The organism is Amycolatopsis sp. NPDC114478, assembly GCF_055633805.1.
The window spans coordinates 244,126-260,395 of record NZ_JBVKDO010000010.1 but is presented as its reverse complement, the minus strand read 5'-3'; the positions used below and the strand labels follow the sequence as shown (position 1 = coordinate 260,395).

At 73.0% G+C, this 16,270-nt stretch carries 14 protein-coding genes; 6 read left to right on the top strand and 8 right to left on the bottom strand.

The window, feature by feature from the left end:
• Positions 1 to 26: 26 nt before the first annotated feature.
• Genes cobC through ACZ7OH_RS27370 form a run of 4 tightly spaced genes read right to left on the bottom strand, consistent with a single transcriptional unit; the run spans position 27 to position 4,924 of the window.
• A complete protein-coding gene (gene cobC, locus ACZ7OH_RS27385; RefSeq protein ID WP_470283407.1) occupies positions 27 to 1,043 on the bottom strand; it encodes an Rv2231c family pyridoxal phosphate-dependent protein CobC in 1,017 nt (338 codons plus the stop codon).
• The gene (locus tag ACZ7OH_RS27380) at positions 1,036 to 2,367 is read right to left on the bottom strand and encodes a cobyrinate a,c-diamide synthase (protein ID WP_470283406.1); all 1,332 of its coding nucleotides are present in this window, start codon (positions 2,365 to 2,367) and stop codon (positions 1,036 to 1,038) included. Before ACZ7OH_RS27380 ends, cobC begins: the two co-directional genes overlap by 8 nt.
• Complete coding sequence (gene cobO / locus ACZ7OH_RS27375; RefSeq protein ID WP_470283405.1) at positions 2,361 to 2,975, bottom strand: cob(I)yrinic acid a,c-diamide adenosyltransferase; 615 nt, start codon at positions 2,973 to 2,975, stop codon at positions 2,361 to 2,363. Before cobO ends, ACZ7OH_RS27380 begins: the two co-directional genes overlap by 7 nt.
• The gene (locus ACZ7OH_RS27370) at positions 2,975 to 4,924 is read right to left on the bottom strand and encodes a putative cobaltochelatase (protein ID WP_470283404.1); all 1,950 of its coding nucleotides are present in this window, start codon (positions 4,922 to 4,924) and stop codon (positions 2,975 to 2,977) included. The genes cobO and ACZ7OH_RS27370 overlap by 1 nt, the downstream gene beginning before the upstream one ends.
• Positions 4,925 to 4,992: 68 nt before the next feature.
• Between ACZ7OH_RS27370 and cbiE the strand changes: the two genes are divergently transcribed.
• Genes cbiE through ACZ7OH_RS27340 form a run of 6 tightly spaced genes read left to right on the top strand, consistent with a single transcriptional unit; the run spans position 4,993 to position 12,401 of the window.
• A complete protein-coding gene (cbiE, locus tag ACZ7OH_RS27365) occupies positions 4,993 to 6,144 on the top strand; it encodes a precorrin-6y C5,15-methyltransferase (decarboxylating) subunit CbiE (RefSeq protein ID WP_470283403.1) in 1,152 nt (383 codons plus the stop codon).
• On the top strand, positions 6,141 to 6,902 hold the full coding sequence (cobM, locus tag ACZ7OH_RS27360; RefSeq protein ID WP_470283402.1) for a precorrin-4 C(11)-methyltransferase: 762 nt from the start codon (positions 6,141 to 6,143) through the stop codon (positions 6,900 to 6,902). Before cbiE ends, cobM begins: the two co-directional genes overlap by 4 nt.
• Positions 6,899 to 7,915 carry a Gfo/Idh/MocA family protein gene (locus ACZ7OH_RS27355; RefSeq protein WP_470283401.1) on the top strand — a complete coding sequence of 339 codons (1,017 nt, stop codon included), beginning with the start codon at positions 6,899 to 6,901 and terminating at the stop codon, positions 7,913 to 7,915. The genes cobM and ACZ7OH_RS27355 overlap by 4 nt, the downstream gene beginning before the upstream one ends.
• Entirely contained in the window at positions 7,912 to 8,631 is a 720-nt protein-coding gene (locus ACZ7OH_RS27350; RefSeq protein ID WP_470283400.1) for a cobalt-precorrin-6A reductase, read from the top strand. The genes ACZ7OH_RS27355 and ACZ7OH_RS27350 overlap by 4 nt, the downstream gene beginning before the upstream one ends.
• Positions 8,628 to 9,287, top strand: a complete 660-nt coding sequence (gene bluB / locus ACZ7OH_RS27345; RefSeq protein ID WP_470283399.1) for a 5,6-dimethylbenzimidazole synthase — start codon at positions 8,628 to 8,630, stop codon at positions 9,285 to 9,287. Before ACZ7OH_RS27350 ends, bluB begins: the two co-directional genes overlap by 4 nt.
• 18 nt (positions 9,288 to 9,305) lie before the next feature.
• Entirely contained in the window at positions 9,306 to 12,401 is a 3,096-nt protein-coding gene (locus ACZ7OH_RS27340; protein ID WP_470283398.1) for an arabinosyltransferase domain-containing protein, read from the top strand.
• Here ACZ7OH_RS27340 and ACZ7OH_RS27335 read toward each other — a convergent pair.
• From ACZ7OH_RS27335 to ACZ7OH_RS27320, 4 genes are read right to left on the bottom strand one after another with little or no spacing between them, the layout of a single operon-like run.
• Positions 12,398 to 13,111, bottom strand: a complete 714-nt coding sequence (locus ACZ7OH_RS27335; RefSeq protein WP_470283397.1) for a GNAT family N-acetyltransferase — start codon at positions 13,109 to 13,111, stop codon at positions 12,398 to 12,400. The two genes, ACZ7OH_RS27340 and ACZ7OH_RS27335, sit on opposite strands and share 4 nt — an antisense overlap.
• Positions 13,090 to 14,580 (bottom strand): precorrin-2 C(20)-methyltransferase, encoded by a 1,491-nt coding sequence (locus tag ACZ7OH_RS27330; RefSeq protein ID WP_470283396.1) that lies wholly within the window; start codon positions 14,578 to 14,580, stop codon positions 13,090 to 13,092. The genes ACZ7OH_RS27335 and ACZ7OH_RS27330 overlap by 22 nt, the downstream gene beginning before the upstream one ends.
• A complete protein-coding gene (locus ACZ7OH_RS27325) occupies positions 14,577 to 15,200 on the bottom strand; it encodes a precorrin-8X methylmutase (protein WP_470283395.1) in 624 nt (207 codons plus the stop codon). The genes ACZ7OH_RS27330 and ACZ7OH_RS27325 overlap by 4 nt, the downstream gene beginning before the upstream one ends.
• Positions 15,197 to 16,270, bottom strand: a complete 1,074-nt coding sequence (locus ACZ7OH_RS27320; RefSeq protein ID WP_470283394.1) for a precorrin-3B synthase — start codon at positions 16,268 to 16,270, stop codon at positions 15,197 to 15,199. The genes ACZ7OH_RS27325 and ACZ7OH_RS27320 overlap by 4 nt, the downstream gene beginning before the upstream one ends.

Here is a 16,270-nt window from a genome sequence, read left to right as displayed (position 1 = left end):
CGGTAACGACAACCCCCTGTCGGTGTTTACAAAAGTTTCCGCAACGCGGTCAGGAACGCGTCCGTCGTCGTACGGTCGCGGACCGCCAGGCGCAGGTGGTCCGGACCGAGACCGGGGAACGTGTCCCCCCGCCGCACCGCGTAACCCGCTTCGCGCAGACGCGCGCGCAGGGAAGCGCCGTCGGGGACGCGCACCAGCACGAACGGGCCGCGCGGGTCGCCCAGCACCGGCACCCCCGCCGCCGTCAGGCCGGACACCAGGTACTCGCGGTCCGACTCCGCCGCGATCGCCAGCTTTTCCGCTTCTTCCAGGGCGGACGGGCGGCAGCACGCGACCGTCGCCACCCCGGCCAACGTGGACACCGACCACGGCACCTGCACCGCCCGCAGCCGCTCGACGACGTCCGCCGAAGCGAGCACATACCCCGCCCGCAGCCCGGCCAGCCCCCACGTCTTCGTCAAGCTGCGCAGCACGACGACGCCGGGGACGCCGGACGCCAGGCTCTCGGCCTCGCCCGGGATCGCGTCCAGGAAAGCCTCGTCCACCACGAGCAGCCGCCCAGGTCGCGCCAGGGAAAGCAACGACGATGCCGGGTGCAGGACCGACGTCGGGTTCGTCGGATTGCCGACGAAGACCAAGTCGGCATCGGCCGGGACCAATGCCGGATCGAGAATGAAACCGTCCTTTTCGGACAGAATCACCCGCGAAACCGGATGGCCCGCCGCCCGCAACGCCGCTTCCGGCTCGGTGAACTGCGGGTGCACGACCACGGCGTGCCGCGGCCGGAAAGCCGACGCCAGCAGCGTGAACGCCTCCGCCGCCCCCGCGGTGACCAGGACTTCCGAGGGGGGACGACCATGGCGCGCGGCAACAGCGTGCACGGCGTCCGCGGGGGAAGGATAAGCCGCCAAGGAGTCCAAAGCGGACACCAGTTCGTCCCGCAGCCAGGCGGGAGGCCGCGGCAGGCGAACGTTGACGGCGAGGTCGACCAGCCCCGGCCCGACTTCGCGATCGCCGTGGTGGTGCAGGTCGTACTCAGGCATGAGCCCGGACCCGCGCCGCGAACCGGTGGGCCAGCTCCGGGTACCCGGCCCAGTGGACGTGCAGGTAGGACGCGTGCAACGTCGGCGACGCGAAGCCGTCCAGCTGCCGGTCCCAGCCCCACGCCGCCGAAGCCCCGTGCGAAGGCGTCACCTCGGTGCGGTGGAACTCGTGCCCGGTGACGCGCTGGCCGGCCGACGCCAGGAGGTTGTCCTCGACGGCGACCGCGCGCCGGTAGCCGAGCTTGCCGCGCGCGGTCATCTTCGCGTCGGCGGGCACCGCGCCGACCATCGGCACGCCGTCCAGTGACTGGCACAGGTACAGCAGGCCCGCGCACTCCGCGCTCACCGGCATCCCGCCTGCGATGGCCGAGGCCACTTCGCGCAGCAACGGCGTGTTCGCCGACAGCTCCGCAGCGTGCACCTCGGGGAACCCGCCGCCGAAGTACAGCCCGGCGCATCCGTCGGGCAACGCCGTGTCCCGCAAGGGATCGATGTCCACGACGTCGACGCCGCACGCGGCCAGCAGCTCGACGTTCTCGGTGTAGCGGAAGGTGAACGCCGGTCCCCCGGCGGCCGCGACCGTCACCCGCGGACCGTCCACTCCGGACGGTTCCCAGGCCGGCGCGGAAAGCGGCGGTGCCGCGGCCGCGATCCGGACGATCGCTTCGAGGTCCACGCCGTCCCGCACCCACGCGGCCAGCGCCGGCAGCACGTGCCGCGCTTCGGCCGCGCGTTCCGCCGCCGGGACGAGCCCCAGGTGCCGGCTCGGCGCGTGGATCTCCTCGTTGCGGTACAACGCACCCAGCAGCGGGACGCCGGTGGCTTCGAGCGCGGACGCGATCTCGTCGAGGTGCCGCTGCGAGCCCAGCTTGTTGAGGATCACCCCGGCGAGCCGCACGCGGTTGTCGTAGTGCGCGAAGCCGAGCACGGTCGCCGCGACGCTGCGGGACGCCGCCGACGCGTCCACCACCAGCACCACCGGCGCGTCCAGCAGCCGGGCCACGTGCGCGGTCGAGGCGTAGCCCTCGGTCCCGAGTGCGCCGTCGAAGAGGCCCATCACGCCTTCGATGACCGCGATGTCCGCGCCGAGAGAACCGTGGCGCAGCAACGGGATCAGCCGGTCTTCGCCCTGCAGGAACGGGTCCAGGTTCCGCGCCGGCCGTCCCGTCGCAAGGGCGTGGTAGCTCGGGTCGATGAAGTCCGGCCCGACTTTGTGCCCGGAGACGCGGTGCCCGGCCTCGCGCAGCGCCGCCATCAGCCCCGCGGCGATGGTCGTCTTGCCGTGCCCGGACCCGGGCGCGGCGACGACCACGCGCGCTACCACTCGATCCCCCGCTGGCCCTTCTGGCCGGCGTCCATCGGGTGCTTGACCTTGGTCATCTCGGCGACCAGGTCGGCGGCCTCGACCAGCTCCGGCGGCGCGTACCGGCCGGTGATGACGACGTGCTGGTGCCCGGGCCGGCCGACCAAGGTGGACACGACGTCGTCGACGTCGAGCCAGCCCCACTTGAGCAGGTAGGAGAACTCGTCCAGGACGTAGAAGTCGTGCGTCTCGGCGGCGAGGCGGCGCTTGATCTCCGCCCAGCCCTCACGCGCGTTTTCGACGTGGTCCTCGTCGGTGCCGGCCTTGCGCGCCCAGCTCCAGCCCTCGCCCATCTTGTGCCACTCGACCGGCCCGCCCTGGCCGGTGTCGTCGTGCAGCTTCCCCAGCGCCTTGAACGCGGCTTCCTCGCCGACGCGCCACTTCGCCGACTTGACGAACTGGAACACGCCGATCGACCAGCCCTGGTTCCAGGCGCGCAGCGCCATCCCGAACGCGGCGGTCGACTTGCCCTTCATCTCCCCGGTGTGCACGGCGAGCAGCGGCCGGTTGCGGCGCTGGCGGGTGGTCAAGCCGTCTTCCGGCACCACTGACGGTTTTCCCTGCGGCATCAGGCGGCCTTTCCGGTCCGGGCGCGGACGGCGCTCGCCAGCGATTCGGCGGCGACGTCGGCGAGGGGAACGTGCTCCGCGCCCAGGTGGGCGGCTAGATCGGCGGCCAGGCCGAGCCGCATCTTGCCGCTCTCGCAGTCCATGACGATCGTCGTGACGCCGGTGAGGAGCCCGGCCGCGGCCTGGGCGCGCGCGACGGCGTCGGGCCCGCTGGTGGCGCGCCCGTCGGTGACGACGACCAGCAGCGGCCGGCGCCGCGGGTCGCGGATCTCCTCGACGCGCAGCACCCGCGCGGCCTCCAGGAGGCCTTCCGCGAGGGGCGTCCGGCCGCCGGTCGGGAGGCCTTCGAGGCGGGACGCGGCGGCGTCGACGCTGATCGTCGGCGGCAGCGCGAGCTCGGCGGCGTTGCCGCGGAACGTGACGAGCCCGACCTTGTCGCGGCGCTGGTAGGCGTCGAGCAGCAGCGACAGCACTGCGGACTTCACCTCGCGCATGCGCGCTTTCGCGCCCATCGAGCCGGACGCGTCGACGCAGAACAGCACGAGGTTGCCTTCGCGCCCTTCGCGCAGCGCGTACCGCAGGTCCTCCGGACGCAGCTTGAGCGCGGCGCCGTCGCGGCCGCGCGACTTCTGGTGCGGTGCCGCGGCTTTCACGGTCGCGACCAAGTGGGGGCGGCCGTCGCGGACGCTCGGGGGCTGGACGCCGATGGTGCGGCCGCTGTCGGTGATTGCGCGCGACCGGCGTCCGCGCTCGCCTTCACCCATGCCTTTGACGCGGAAGACGCGTGCCTTGAACGTCTCGCCGGCGCCGACGGTCTTCTGCTGCCCGCCGCTCTGACTCTGCTGCGGCTGTCCCTGCGGCGCGTCACCCTGCGGAACTTCCTGCGGGGCTTCCTCGGGCGTCGAGCCGGAACCGGGGCCGTCGTCCTCGGGTCCCGGGTCCGGCTGGGCGTCCTGGAGAGCCTGCTCCAGCTGCTCTTCCGAGATGCCGGGCGCGTCGAACGGGTTGCGGCGGCGCCGGTGCGGCAACGCGAGCCGCGCGGCGACGCGGACGTCTTCGGTGGTCACCTCGGCGCGGCCGGCCCAGGCCGCGTGCGCGACGGCCGCGCGCGCGGTGACGATGTCCGCGCGCATGCCGTCGACCTCGAAGGACGCGCAGATCTCGGCGATCTGGCGCAGGGCATCGTCGGGCAGCTTGACGGCGGGCAGAAGCCGTTGCGCCGCTTCGATGTCCGCGGCGAGCTGAGCGTCTTCGCCGGCGTACTGCGCGGCGAAGGCGTCCGGATCCGCTTCGTAGGCGAGACGGCGCCGGACGACCTCGACGCGTTGCTCCGGGTCGCGGCTGGAGGCGACCTCGACGGTCAGCCCGAACCGGTCGAGCAGCTGCGGCCGCAGCTCGCCTTCCTCGGGGTTCATGGTGCCGATCAGCACGAACCGGGCCGCGTGCGACACCGAGACGCCCTCGCGTTCGACGGTCGCGCGGCCCATCGCGGCGGCGTCGAGCAGGGTGTCGACGAGGTGGTCGTGGAGCAGGTTGACCTCGTCGACGTAGAGCAGGCCGCGGTGCGCGGCGGCGAGGAGGCCGGGCTGGAAGTCCGTGACGCCTTCGGCGAGCGCGCGTTCGAGGTGCAGCGAGCCGATGACGCGGTCTTCGGCGGCGCCGACCGGTAGCTCGACCAGCTTGGCCGGGCGGCGGTGACTCGTCGCGCCGTCGTGCGGGCCGTCCGGGCAGAGCGGGTCGGGAGCCGCGGGATCACACGAAAAGCGGCACCCGTACACGACGTCCACGCCCGGGAGCAGGCCCGCGAGCGCGCGGACCATGGTCGACTTCGCGGTGCCCTTCTCGCCGCGCACCAGCACGCCGCCGACCGCGGGCGAGATCGAGGAGAGGACCAGCGCCAGGCGCAGGTCCGGCAGCCCGACGACGGCGGTGAACGGGTACGGCTTCAACAGCACTCCTCCAGGTCGGCGACCGGCCGATCATCGCACAGCGCCCGGCTCGCTTAGGGTGGGAAATCGTGCGCGAAAAATCACGGTTGACGGTGGTGGGCATCGGGGCGGACGGGTGGTCCGGCCTGTCCGAGCAAGCCCAGGCCCTCGTGCTCGGCGCCGACGTCGTGATCGGGGCGCCGCGGCAGCTGGCGTACCTGCCCGAAGGCGTCGTGTGCGAGCCGTGGCCGTCGCCGCTGCTGCCCGGGCTCGACGCGCTGCTGGCCGAGCACGAAGGCGAGCGGATCTGCGTCCTGGCCAGCGGTGATCCGTTTTTGTCGGGGGTCGGCACTACGCTCGTGGCACATGGATACGAGGTCGAGGCGCTGCCCGCGGTCTCGTCGGTGACACTGGCCCGGGCCCGGCTGGGCTGGTCCGCCGAGGAGACCGAGGTGGTGACCCTCGTCGGCCGGTCGTCGGCCCGCGTCGCCCGGGTGCTGGCGCCGGGGCGGCGGGTGCTGGTCCTGGGGGCCGACGCGGCGGCGTTGCGCTCCCTGCTGACCGTGCGCGGGTACGCCGAGAGCGAGCTGTTCGCGCTGGAGAACCTGGGCGGGCCCGACGAGCGCATCTCCGACGGCTGGTCCGGCGATCCCGGCCCGCTGACGGTGTTCGGGCTGAGGTGCGCGGGTCCGGCGCTGCCGCTGATCGGCATCCCGGACGACGTGTACTCCCACGACGGCCAGCTGACCAAGCGCGACCTGCGGGTATCGGCGCTGGCCCGGCTCGCGCCGAGCCCCGGCGAGCTGCTGTGGGACGTCGGGGCGGGCGCGGGCAGCGTCGGCATCGAGTGGTCGCGCCTGCACGGGCTGAACCGCGCGATCGCGATCGAGCGCGACCCCGCGCGGGCGGAGCGGATCGGGCGGAACGCGCTCGACCTGGGGGTACCGGAACTGGAGGTGGTGACGGGCGAGGCACCGGACGCGCTGAGCGCGCTGCCGGCGCCGGACGCGGTGTTCATCGGCGGCGGGGTGACGGTGCCGGGCGTGCTGGACGCGTGCCTGGCGACGGAGGCGCGAGTGGTCGCGCACGGAGTGACGTTGGAGGCGGAGCAGGTGCTGGCGCGGGCGTATGCGCAGTACGGCGGTGAACTGGTGCGGATCGGGGTGGAACGGGCCGGGACGCTCGGCGGGTTCACCGGCTGGACGCCGGCTCGCGTCGTGACGCAGTGGAGCAACCGATGACCGTGCACTTCGTCGGGGCCGGGCCCGGGGCCGCCGACCTCATCACCGTGCGGGGCCGCGACTTGCTCGCCCGCTGCGCTGTCTGCCTCTACCCCGGCAGCATGACGCCGACCGACCTCCTGGCGCACTGCCCTCCGGACGCGGTCCTCGTCGACACGGCGAACCTCGCGCTGGAAGCGATCGTCGCGCGGATGGCCGAGGCTCACCGCGCGGGTCAGGACGTGGTCCGGCTGACCTCCGGCGATCCCTCGCTCTACAGCGCCGTCGCCGAGCAGATGCGCCGCCTCGACGCGCTGGAGGTGCCCTACGACGTCGTTCCCGGCGTGCCCGCCTTCGCCGCCTCCGCGGCCGTGCTGAACCGCGAGCTCACCGTGCCCGAAGTCGGGCAGAGCCTGGTGATCACCCGCGTCCAGGCCCGGTCCACGAAGATACCGCCGAAGGAAACCCTCGCCGCCTTCGCCGCCACCGAGGCCACCCTCGCGCTGCACCTGGCCATCAACCACGTCGAGCGCGTCGCCGACGAACTGGCTCCGCACTACGGCGCCGACTGTCCCGTCGCCGTCGTCGCGCTCGCCACGCAACCGGGGGAGACCGTCGTGCGGGGTGTGCTCGGTGAGCTGCCGAAGCTCGTCCGGGAAGCCGGGATGACCCGCGCTGCCACGATCTTCGTCGGCCGGGTGCTCGCCGCCGCGGACTTCCCCGACAGCTTCCTCTATTCCAGTGCCCGCGACCGGGCGAACCAACCGGAGTCGTTGTGACCGAACTGCGTTGGGGCCTGCTGGCCGCCGGGACCATCGCCGCCCACTTCGCCGCGGGCGTCGACGAAAGCAAGCACGGCACGCTCACCGCCGTCGCGGCCCGGGACGGCGGACGCGCCCGCGAGTTCGCGACCCGCTTCGAGATCCCGAAGGCCTACGGCAGCTACGAAGACCTCCTCGCCGACCTGGACGTCGACGCCGTGTATGTCTCGACACCGCACGCGCTGCACAAGCAGTGGGCGATCGCGGCGGCCGAAGCGGGCAAGCACGTGCTGTGCGAGAAGCCCCTGACGATCACCGCCGCCGACGCCGAGGAGGTCATCACCGCCGCGCGCAAGCACGACGTCTTCCTCATGGAGGCGTTCATGTACCGCCTGCACCCGCAGACGCGGCGGCTGGTCGAGCTCATCGCGAGCGGCGCGATCGGCGACGTCCGCGCGGTCGACACGACCTTCTCCTTCGACAGCAACCCGGAGGAGACCGCCCGCCTGTCCGACCCCGCGCTCGGCGGCGGCGGGATCCTCGACGTCGGCTGCTACTGCACGTCGCTGGCCCGGCTGGTCGCCCAGGCCGCGACCGGGCAGGACGTCGTGGAGCCGACCGAGGTCAGCGGGATGGCGCACCTGAGCGCGAGCGGCGTCGACGAGTACGCCACCGGCCTGCTGCGCCTCCCCGGCGACATCCTCGCGACGATCTCCTGCGGCATCCGGCTCACCCGTGAGGACGGCATCCGCGTCTACGGGTCAAGCGGCCAGCTCTATGTGCCGCAACCCGCGTGGATCCATCCCCTGCGCAAACCCGGCGTCTCACAGATCATCCTCACACCGGCCGACGGCGAGCCGGAGGTCATCGAGGTCGAAGCGACGCAGGGTGTCTTCGCGCGCGAAGCGGATCACGTCGCCGCGCACATCGACGACCGGCAGGCACCGGAGCTGACCTGGGCGGAGACCCTGGCCAACCTGCGGACCCTCGACCGGTGGCGCGAGGCCGTCGGCTACGGACGTCCGCGGTGATCCTCATCCTCGGCGGGACCGGCGAAGCGCGGCACCTCGCCGAAGAGCTCGTGAAGAACGACGTCAGCGTCATGTCGTCGCTGGCCGGACGCGTCGCGCGCCCTCGGCTCCCGGTCGGCGAAGTGCGCGTAGGCGGCTTCGGTGGCCCGGACGGGCTCGCGGCCTGGCTGCGCGAGAACGACGTGAAGGCCGTCGTGGACGCGACGCACCCCTTCGCCGAGCGCATCGGCGCGAACGCGGCGAAAGCGGCCGAACGCACCGGAATCCCCCTGCTCCGGCTCGCCAGGCCGGGGTGGCAGCCGGGCCCCGGCGACGTCTGGCACTGGGCGGACGACCTGGAAGATGCCGCCCGGCAACTTTCCGGCTTGGGCGAACGCGTCTTCCTCACCAGCGGCCGCCAAGGTCTCCCGGCCTTCGCGCACCTCGACGACCTGTGGTTCCTGATCCGCTGCGTCGATCCGCCGGAGCCGCCGCTGCCGCGGCACCACGAGCTGATCCTCGCCCGCGGCCCGTACGAGGTGGCCGCCGAACGCGCGCTGCTCGAGAAGGTCGACGTCCTGGTGACCAAGGACTCCGGCGGCCCGCAGACCGAAGCGAAGCTGACGGCGGCCCGTGAACTCGGCAAGCCCGTCGTCGTGGTCCGGCGGCCGCCGAGGCCGCGCACGGAGACCGCCGAAACCGTGACCGAAGCCGTCGAATGGGTGCTCAACCGATGATCGAAGAGTTCTATGAAGTCCTCCGCAAGCGCCGGGACGTCCGCGGCGAGTTCACCGGCGAGCCGATCCCCGAAGCGACGCTCATGCGGATCCTCGAGGCCGCGCACGCCGCGCCGAGCGTCGGGCTCACCCAGCCGTGGGACTTCGTGCTGGTCGACGACTTCGCGACGCGCGAGACGTTCGCGAAGCACGTCCACGAGGAGCGCGAGGTCTTCGCCGCGCAGCTCGACGGCGACCGCGCGAGCACCTTCGCGAACATCAAGATCGAGGGCATCCTCGAGTCGAGCCTCGGCATCGTCGTCACCTACGACCCGGCGCGCGGCGCGCCCGACGTCCTCGGCCGGCACGCCATCGCCGACGCCGGCCTGTACTCGGTGTGCCTGGCGATCCAGAACCTCTGGCTCGCCGCGACCGCCGAAGGCCTCGGCGTCGGCTGGGTCAGCTTCTACCGCGAACCGTTCCTCGGCGAGCTGCTCGGCGTCCCGGACGGCATCCGGCCGGTCGCCTGGCTCTGCGTCGGGCCGGTCAGCAAGCTGGAAACCGTGCCCGACCTGGAGCGCCACGGTTGGCGCAGCCGCCGTCCCCTGACCGAGGCCCTCCACCACGGCCGCTTCACCCCGCGTGACCCGGGGGTTGCGTCAGCCGCCGACGTCTGACCCGTTAGCGTTGCGCCGATGCGTCTGATTGCCGTAGCGCTGGGGTTGCTCTCGGCCTTGTGCGCGCTGGCTTTCCCCTTCCTGCCGGTGGTGCAGGACACGGCGGAGGTCGTCTGGCCGACCGGCAGCGACACCCGCTCCGTCAACGCGCCCTTGACCGGGTACTGGGCCCAGGACCTGCGCGCCGAACTGCCGTGCGCGGCCATCCGCTCGGTCGACGCCCGCACGAACGGCCCGGGCCTGCTCTTCGCCACCGTGCCGGACGGCCGCACCGACCCGAACGCCGGCAAGGGCGTCGGCCTGCAGCTGCGCGTCGACAACGGCGTGCTGATAGCCTCCAGCCAGGGCCAGCAGATCGCCCAGCAGCCGCTGCCGGCCGAGAAGTGCGATGTCGAGCTGGACGTCGACGCGACGCAGATGACCCTGGCCGTGGCCGGGACGCCGATCTTCCACGCGAACGGCGACGTCCGGCCCCGCGTGATCGGCATCTACTCCTCGATCAACTCGAGCAAGGACCCGATCGCCGGCCTGCACGTCTCGGTCGTACCGGACACGCGCTACCAGACGTCGCCGACCGCGCTGAAGATCGGCGTCGGCGTGGTCGCCGTGCTGTCGCTGATCGGCTGCATGATCGCGGTCTGGCGCCGCGACTCCGGCTCCGCGAGACGCGCGCCGCGCTGGGCGCCGGTCGGCTGGTGGCGCCTGACCATGCGCGACGCCACGGTGATCGCCGCGCTCGGCGCGTGGGTCTTCATCGGGCCGGTGACCTCGGACGACGGCTACATCCTCACGATGGCCCGGGTCACCGAGCAGACCGGGTTCCTCACGAACTACCACCGCTGGTTCGGGGTCGCCGAGGCGCCGTTCGGCTGGTTCTACCACGTCTTCGAGCTGATGGCGCACGTCAGCGTGGTGCCGCCGTGGATCCGGCTGCCGTCGTTCCTGCTCGGCGTGCTCAGCTGGCTGCTGATCAGCCGCGAGGTGATGCCGCGCCTCGGCACCCAGATCCGCACCAGCCGCCCGGCCAGCTGGGCCGCCGCGACGGTGTTCCTGATCTGGTGGATGCCCTACAACAACGGCGTCCGCCCGGAACCGGTGGCCGCGCTCGGCTCGCTGCTGGCGATCTGCGCGGTCGAGCGCACGCTGGTGACGCGCCGGCTGCTGCCGCTGTGCCTCGGCTTGACCGCGGCCGGCTTCACCCTGGCCGCGACGCCGACCGGGCTGATCGCGGTGGCGCCGTACCTGGTCGCCGCGCGCCCGCTGTTCAAGCTGATCCGCCAGCGCGCGAACGAGAACGGCTGGCTGCCGGTGCTCGCGCCGATCGCCGCGGCCGGGCTGCTGGTACTGGTCGTCGTGTTCGCCGACCAGACGTTCGCGACCGTCCAGGAGGCCACCCGGATCCGGACCCAGGTGGGCCCGAACCTGTCGTGGTTCCAGGAGCTTTCGCGCTACCAGCTGCTGTTCGAAAGCCTGCCGGACGGCTCGGCGCCACGCCGGTTCCCGGTGCTGCTGGTGGTGCTCTGCACGGCCACCTGCCTGGTGGTGCTGCTGCGCCGCGGCCGCATCCCCGGCGCGTCGCTCGGCCCGGCCCGCCGCCTGATCGGCACGACGGCGCTGTTCTTCCTGCTGCTGGCCCTGACGCCGACGAAGTGGACGCACCACTTCGGCGCGTTCGCCGCGGTCGGCGCGTCGATGGCCGCGCTGGCCGCGCTCGCGACCAGTTCGACGGTGCTGCGGTCCAAACGCAACCGCGCGGCCTTCCTCGCGGCGCTGCTGGTGGTCGCCGCGCTCGCCGCGACCGGGCCCAACACCTACTGGTTCGTCTCCCGCCTCGGCGTCCAGTGGACGAACGTGGCGCCCTCGGTCGGCGGCATCCCGCTGTCGACGCTCCTGCTGATCGCGGCCGCGGTCGCCGGGATCTACGCGTTCGTCGAGAACGTCCGCGCGCACCGGCCAGGGCTGCCGGCCCAGCCCCAGGAAGGCCGGCTGCGCGCGCTGCGGCTCGGGTCGCTGTCGCTGGTGGTGGTCTGCGGCCTGGTCGCGGCGGGCGAGTTCGTCACGATGGCGTGGGCGATCCACAACCAGTCCGGCAGCTACAGCCTGGGCGCGGCGAACGTCGGGCACCTGTTCGGCAAGAGCTGCAACCTGTCCGACCACGTGATGGTCGAGCGCGACGCGGCGACGAGCATCCTGCGCCCGCAGTCCGAGCAGCGGACGGTCGCGGAGAAGCCCAAGGAGCCGCAGAACTCGCCCCTGCCCAACCCCGACCAGGACAACGGCCGCGTCCAGACCGGCTTCCACACCCGCTCGGTCGACGACAAGGACCCGCTGGCCGAGCCGCCGCACGGGTTCACCCCGGAGACCGTGCCGATGTGGTCGAGCTACCTCGACCCGGAGACGCGCGCGGGCCGCCTGCGCAGCGACTGGTACGCGCTGACGGAGAAGCCGGCGGACGGCCAGATCGTGGTGGCGACGGCGGGTGCGCCCCGCCGCCCGACGTCGGTGAGCCTCGACTACGGCGTCAACACGCCGGAGGGCGTGAAGATCCTGCGCAGCCAGTTCATGCTGCCGCCGGGCTCGGGCACGGGTGGCTGGAACGACACCCGCATCAACCTGCGCGACCTGCCGCCGGAGACGAACGCGGTCCGCATCAACATCGTCGACAACGACCTGACGGAGGACGGCTGGATCGCGGCGTCCGCCCCGCGCGTCCCGACGTTCACGACGCTGACGGACAAGATCGGCTCGAAGCCGGTGTACGTCGACTGGCCGGCGTCGTTCGTGTACCCGTGCGTCCAGCCGGTGACGTCCCACGACGGGATCTCCCAGGTCCCGGAGTACCGCATCACGGCGGGCGGCTTGGCGGACGAGGCCCAGTGGGCGTCGTCGACGAACGGCGGGCCGATCGGGTGGCTCGAGGAGCTGGCCGAGGAGCCCGAGGTGCCGAGCTATCTCATCGGGCAGCCGAGCCAGTCGTGGGGCCAGCTGCTGCAGATCGAGCCGTTCACGGAGGGCATCGCGCCGACCGTGGTGCACGGGGAGAAGACCGTGCCGGGGTGGTGGTCGCCGGGACCGGGACCGAGCCAGCCCAACGGCAAGGACCCGACGCGCTAAGGCTTCGTCCACGCCTGGCGGCGGTGGAGCCGGAACCCGGCTCGCTCCAAGTTCGCCACGCTCGGTGAGCCGGGGCGGGCCGTCGCCACCGCCAGGGTGCAGCCCTCCGCCGCGGCCGCTTCGAGGCGGCGGCGCAGCAACGTCGGCTGGGCGCCTCGGCCGCGGTGGGCAGGCAGGGTCGATGCCGCGCCGAGGATCGCGACCCCGGCGTCGACCGTCATGCCCGCGGCCGCGACGTCCTCCAGCAGGAGCCGGCGCATGATCGGAAGCCGGTGTTCCGCGGCCATGTACGCGGCCACCGCTCCCCTCACCTCGAAGCCGGCCAGCAGGACGCGCAGGAAGACCTCCTCGTCGGCCGCTTCCGGTGGCGGCGCCGGACTGGGCTCGAGGCGGCGGACGGCCAGGAACCGCTCGCCCGCCGGTACCAGGCCCGGTACCGGCAGACCCGCCGGCGCGACGACCGCCGGGTCGACGCCGTCCCAGTCCGGTGAACTCAGCAGCTCCGGGAGCGCGGGCAGCGTCTCCGGTGTCACCCCGGTCACCGTCGACAGGTACGCCAGCGCCGGGTCGGTCGCCAGCACCGCCAGCAACCCCGCGTGCTCCCACGCCCGGAAGCGGCCGGGTACTCCCGCGGCCGACGCCGCCCGGCCTGCCAGGACGGCCCGGCGGTGCAACGCGAGCTCAGCCGTCAGTAGCTGCGCGGCGTCCACACCACCCCGTTCTCCGCGCGGGTCTTCGACGAGCCCACGATCAGCAGGCACCGCATGTCCACAATGGACGGATCGAGGTCGCCCAGGGTGGTGATCCGGATGTCCTCTTCCGGACCGCCGACGTCCCGTGCCACCACGACCGGAGTGGCCACCGAGCGGTACCGCAGCAGGACTTCACGAGCGTCCGCCAGCTGCGTCGTCCGGGACCGCGACGCCGGGTTGTACAGCGCCAGCACCAGGTCCGCCGCGGCCGCCGCGTCGAGGCGCTTCTCGATGATCTCCCACGGCTTCAGCCGGTCCGACAGCGAGAGCACGCAGTAGTCGTGCCCCAAGGGCGCGCCGACCCGGGACGCCGCCGCCTGGGCCGCCGTCACACCCGGGACGATCCGGACGCGCACCCCCGCGCCGTGGCCGGCGGACACCTGCTCCAGCACCGCCGACGCCATCGCGAAGACCCCCGGGTCGCCCGAGGAAACGACCGCCACCCGGGCGCCGCCGGCCGCCAGTTCCAGCGCCTCGCGAGCCCGGTCCGCCTCCACGCGGTTGCCCGACGCGTGCCGCTGCTGACCCGCCTTCTGCGGGACGCGCGCGACGTACGGCCCGTACCCGACGACGTGCTCGGCCGCGGAAAGCTCCGAAGCGGCCTCGGGCGTCAGCCACTCGGGACCGGCCGGACCGAGCCCGACCACGACCACCTCGCCACCCGAAGCCACCGCGGGAGGCGTGGCGGGGGCGGGCGAAACCCGGGATACGTAAGCCGGGGAAGGCAGCAGCGCCAACGAAAAGTACGGAACAGTCGAGGGATCCACGTCCGCGAGGGGCTCGACCCGCTGCTGTTCCCAGGTCGCGCGCTCGATGAAAACGGCGGAATCGAGCTTGCCCGCCTCCTCGAACGCTTCCCGCACGGACGAGAACGTCCGGCCCAGCTTCAGGACGGCCGCCGCGTCGGTGTCCGCGAGCCGGCGGGCCAGTTCCGGCGCCGGCAACGTGCCCGGCAGCACCGTCAGGACCTCGTCCCGCTGGACCAGCGGCCGGCCGAGCACCGACGACGCCGCGCTCACCGACGTCACGCCGGGCACGACGACCGCCTCGAACCGGCCGGAAAGCCGTTCGTGCATGTACATGTACGAGCCGTAGAAGAACGGGTCGCCTTCGCAGAGCAGGACGACGTCGCGGCCGGCGTCGAGGTGCTCGGCGAGCCGCTTCGCGCTCAGCTCGTAGAAGTCGGCGATCGCACCTTCGTACCCGCCGGGGTGGTCGGTCGTCTCGGTCGTGACCGGGTAGACGAGCTTCTCCTCGATCTGCCCTTCGCGCAGGTACGGCTCGGCGACCGACCGCGCGATGCTGCGCCCGTGCCGCGCGCAGTGGTACGCGATCACCGACGCCTCGGAGATCAGCCGCGCGGCCTTGACCGTCATCAGTTCCGGGTCGCCGGGGCCGAGCCCGACGCCGTACAGCGTGCCCGTCATTCTTCGACGCTCGCGAGGGCGTTGATCGCGGCGACGGCCATCGCGCTGCCGCCCCGCCGTCCGTGCACCACCAGGTAGGGCGCCGGGGCGCGCTTGGCGAGCTCCACTTTGGACTCGGCCGCGCCGACGAACCCGACCGGCACGCCGATGATCGCCGCGGGCGCGCCGACGCCTTCGTCGAGGATCTCCAGCAGGCGGAAGAGCGCGGTCGGAGCGTTGCCGATCGCCACGACCGAGCCGGGCAGCTTGTCGCGCCACAGTTCCAGCGCCGCCGCCGATCGCGTGGTGCCCATCCGCTCCGCCAGCGAAGGAACGCTGGGATCCGACAGCGTGCAGAGGACTTCGTTGTCCGCGGGCAGCCGGCGCCGGGTGACGCCGCTGGCGATCATCTGCGCGTCACACAGGATCGGCGCGCCGGCCTCCAGGGCCGCGCGGCCGGACTCGACGACGTCGAGCGTGTAGCGCAGGTCGTCGACCAGATCGACCATGCCGCAGGCGTGGATCATGCGGACCGCCAGGCCCGCCACGTCGTCGGGCAGGATCGCCAGGTCCGCCTCTTCGCGGATCGTGGCGAACGAGTGCCGGTAGATCTCGGCACCGTCCCGCAGGTAGTCGATCACAGATTCCCCTTCAGCTCGTCGAACGGCACCCAGCGGCCGTCGACCCGATATCCGTCCGCTTCGGCGACCACGTCCACATGGGACTGCGACGGCTTCCCGCACCGCCGTTCACAGCCCGAGAAGTGCGCGCGCAGGTCCGGCCGGAAGACGGCGTCGGCCCGGACGTCGGCGCGCGACTTCGCGCAGCCCGGACGTCCGATGCACGCGCTGGTGCCGAGCGGCTCGCCGCCGAAGCCGAGCCGCTCGAAGACGTCGGCGGGGACGTCCGGCAGGACCACGGACTTCCACGGTGTGACCAGCGCCGGGCCGAACTCCGCCAAGGCGCGGACCTGGTCGGCGGTCAGCTGCCCGAAGCGCGGCACGACACCCGCGGCCCGGCCGCCATCCCGCTCGATCAGCCCGGCCGGGACCTCGATGTCGGCCCGCGGGACCGGGGTCCCGCGCCAGGCCGGGTCGTCGAGTTCGGCGACGCGCCAAGCGGATCCGCGCACCCGGCCGAACTCCAGCGCGACTTCGACGAGCGTCGCCACGGCGTCGGCGCGCGCCACCCGGCGTCCGGTGTCACCGCCGGCGAGCAGGAGCGTTCCGGTGTCCGCGTCAAGCGCCCGCCAGCAGACGTCGGCGCCTTCGCCGGCGACGTCACCGCGTCCGTCGTCGAAGGCGAAGAGGAAACGGCCCGGCAGTGAGGCCAGCTCCGGCGTGGCGCACACCAGGACGTCGAGCGAGGCAGCCAGACCGCGGACGTCGGCGAGCCCGCCGCGCACCCCGCTCAACGGCGACGCGAGGACGTTCCGGACCCGCTCGTGCGACGGCGAAGGCAGCAGGCCCGCGTCGGTCAGCCGCGCCGCGAGGCCGGGCCGGGTGACGCCGCGCAGCTGGACGTTGCCGCGCGAGGTGAGGTGGAGGTCGCCGTCGCCGCACTCCTCGGCGCACTCGGCCAGCGCGCGCAGCTGCGCCGCGGAAACCGCACCGCCCGGCAGCCGGACGCGGGCCAATGGGCCGTCGGCGGCGTCGTGAGGTGCGAAAACACCCGGGCACGCGTCGGCTCGCACACGCGCTGGGGTCGGCAT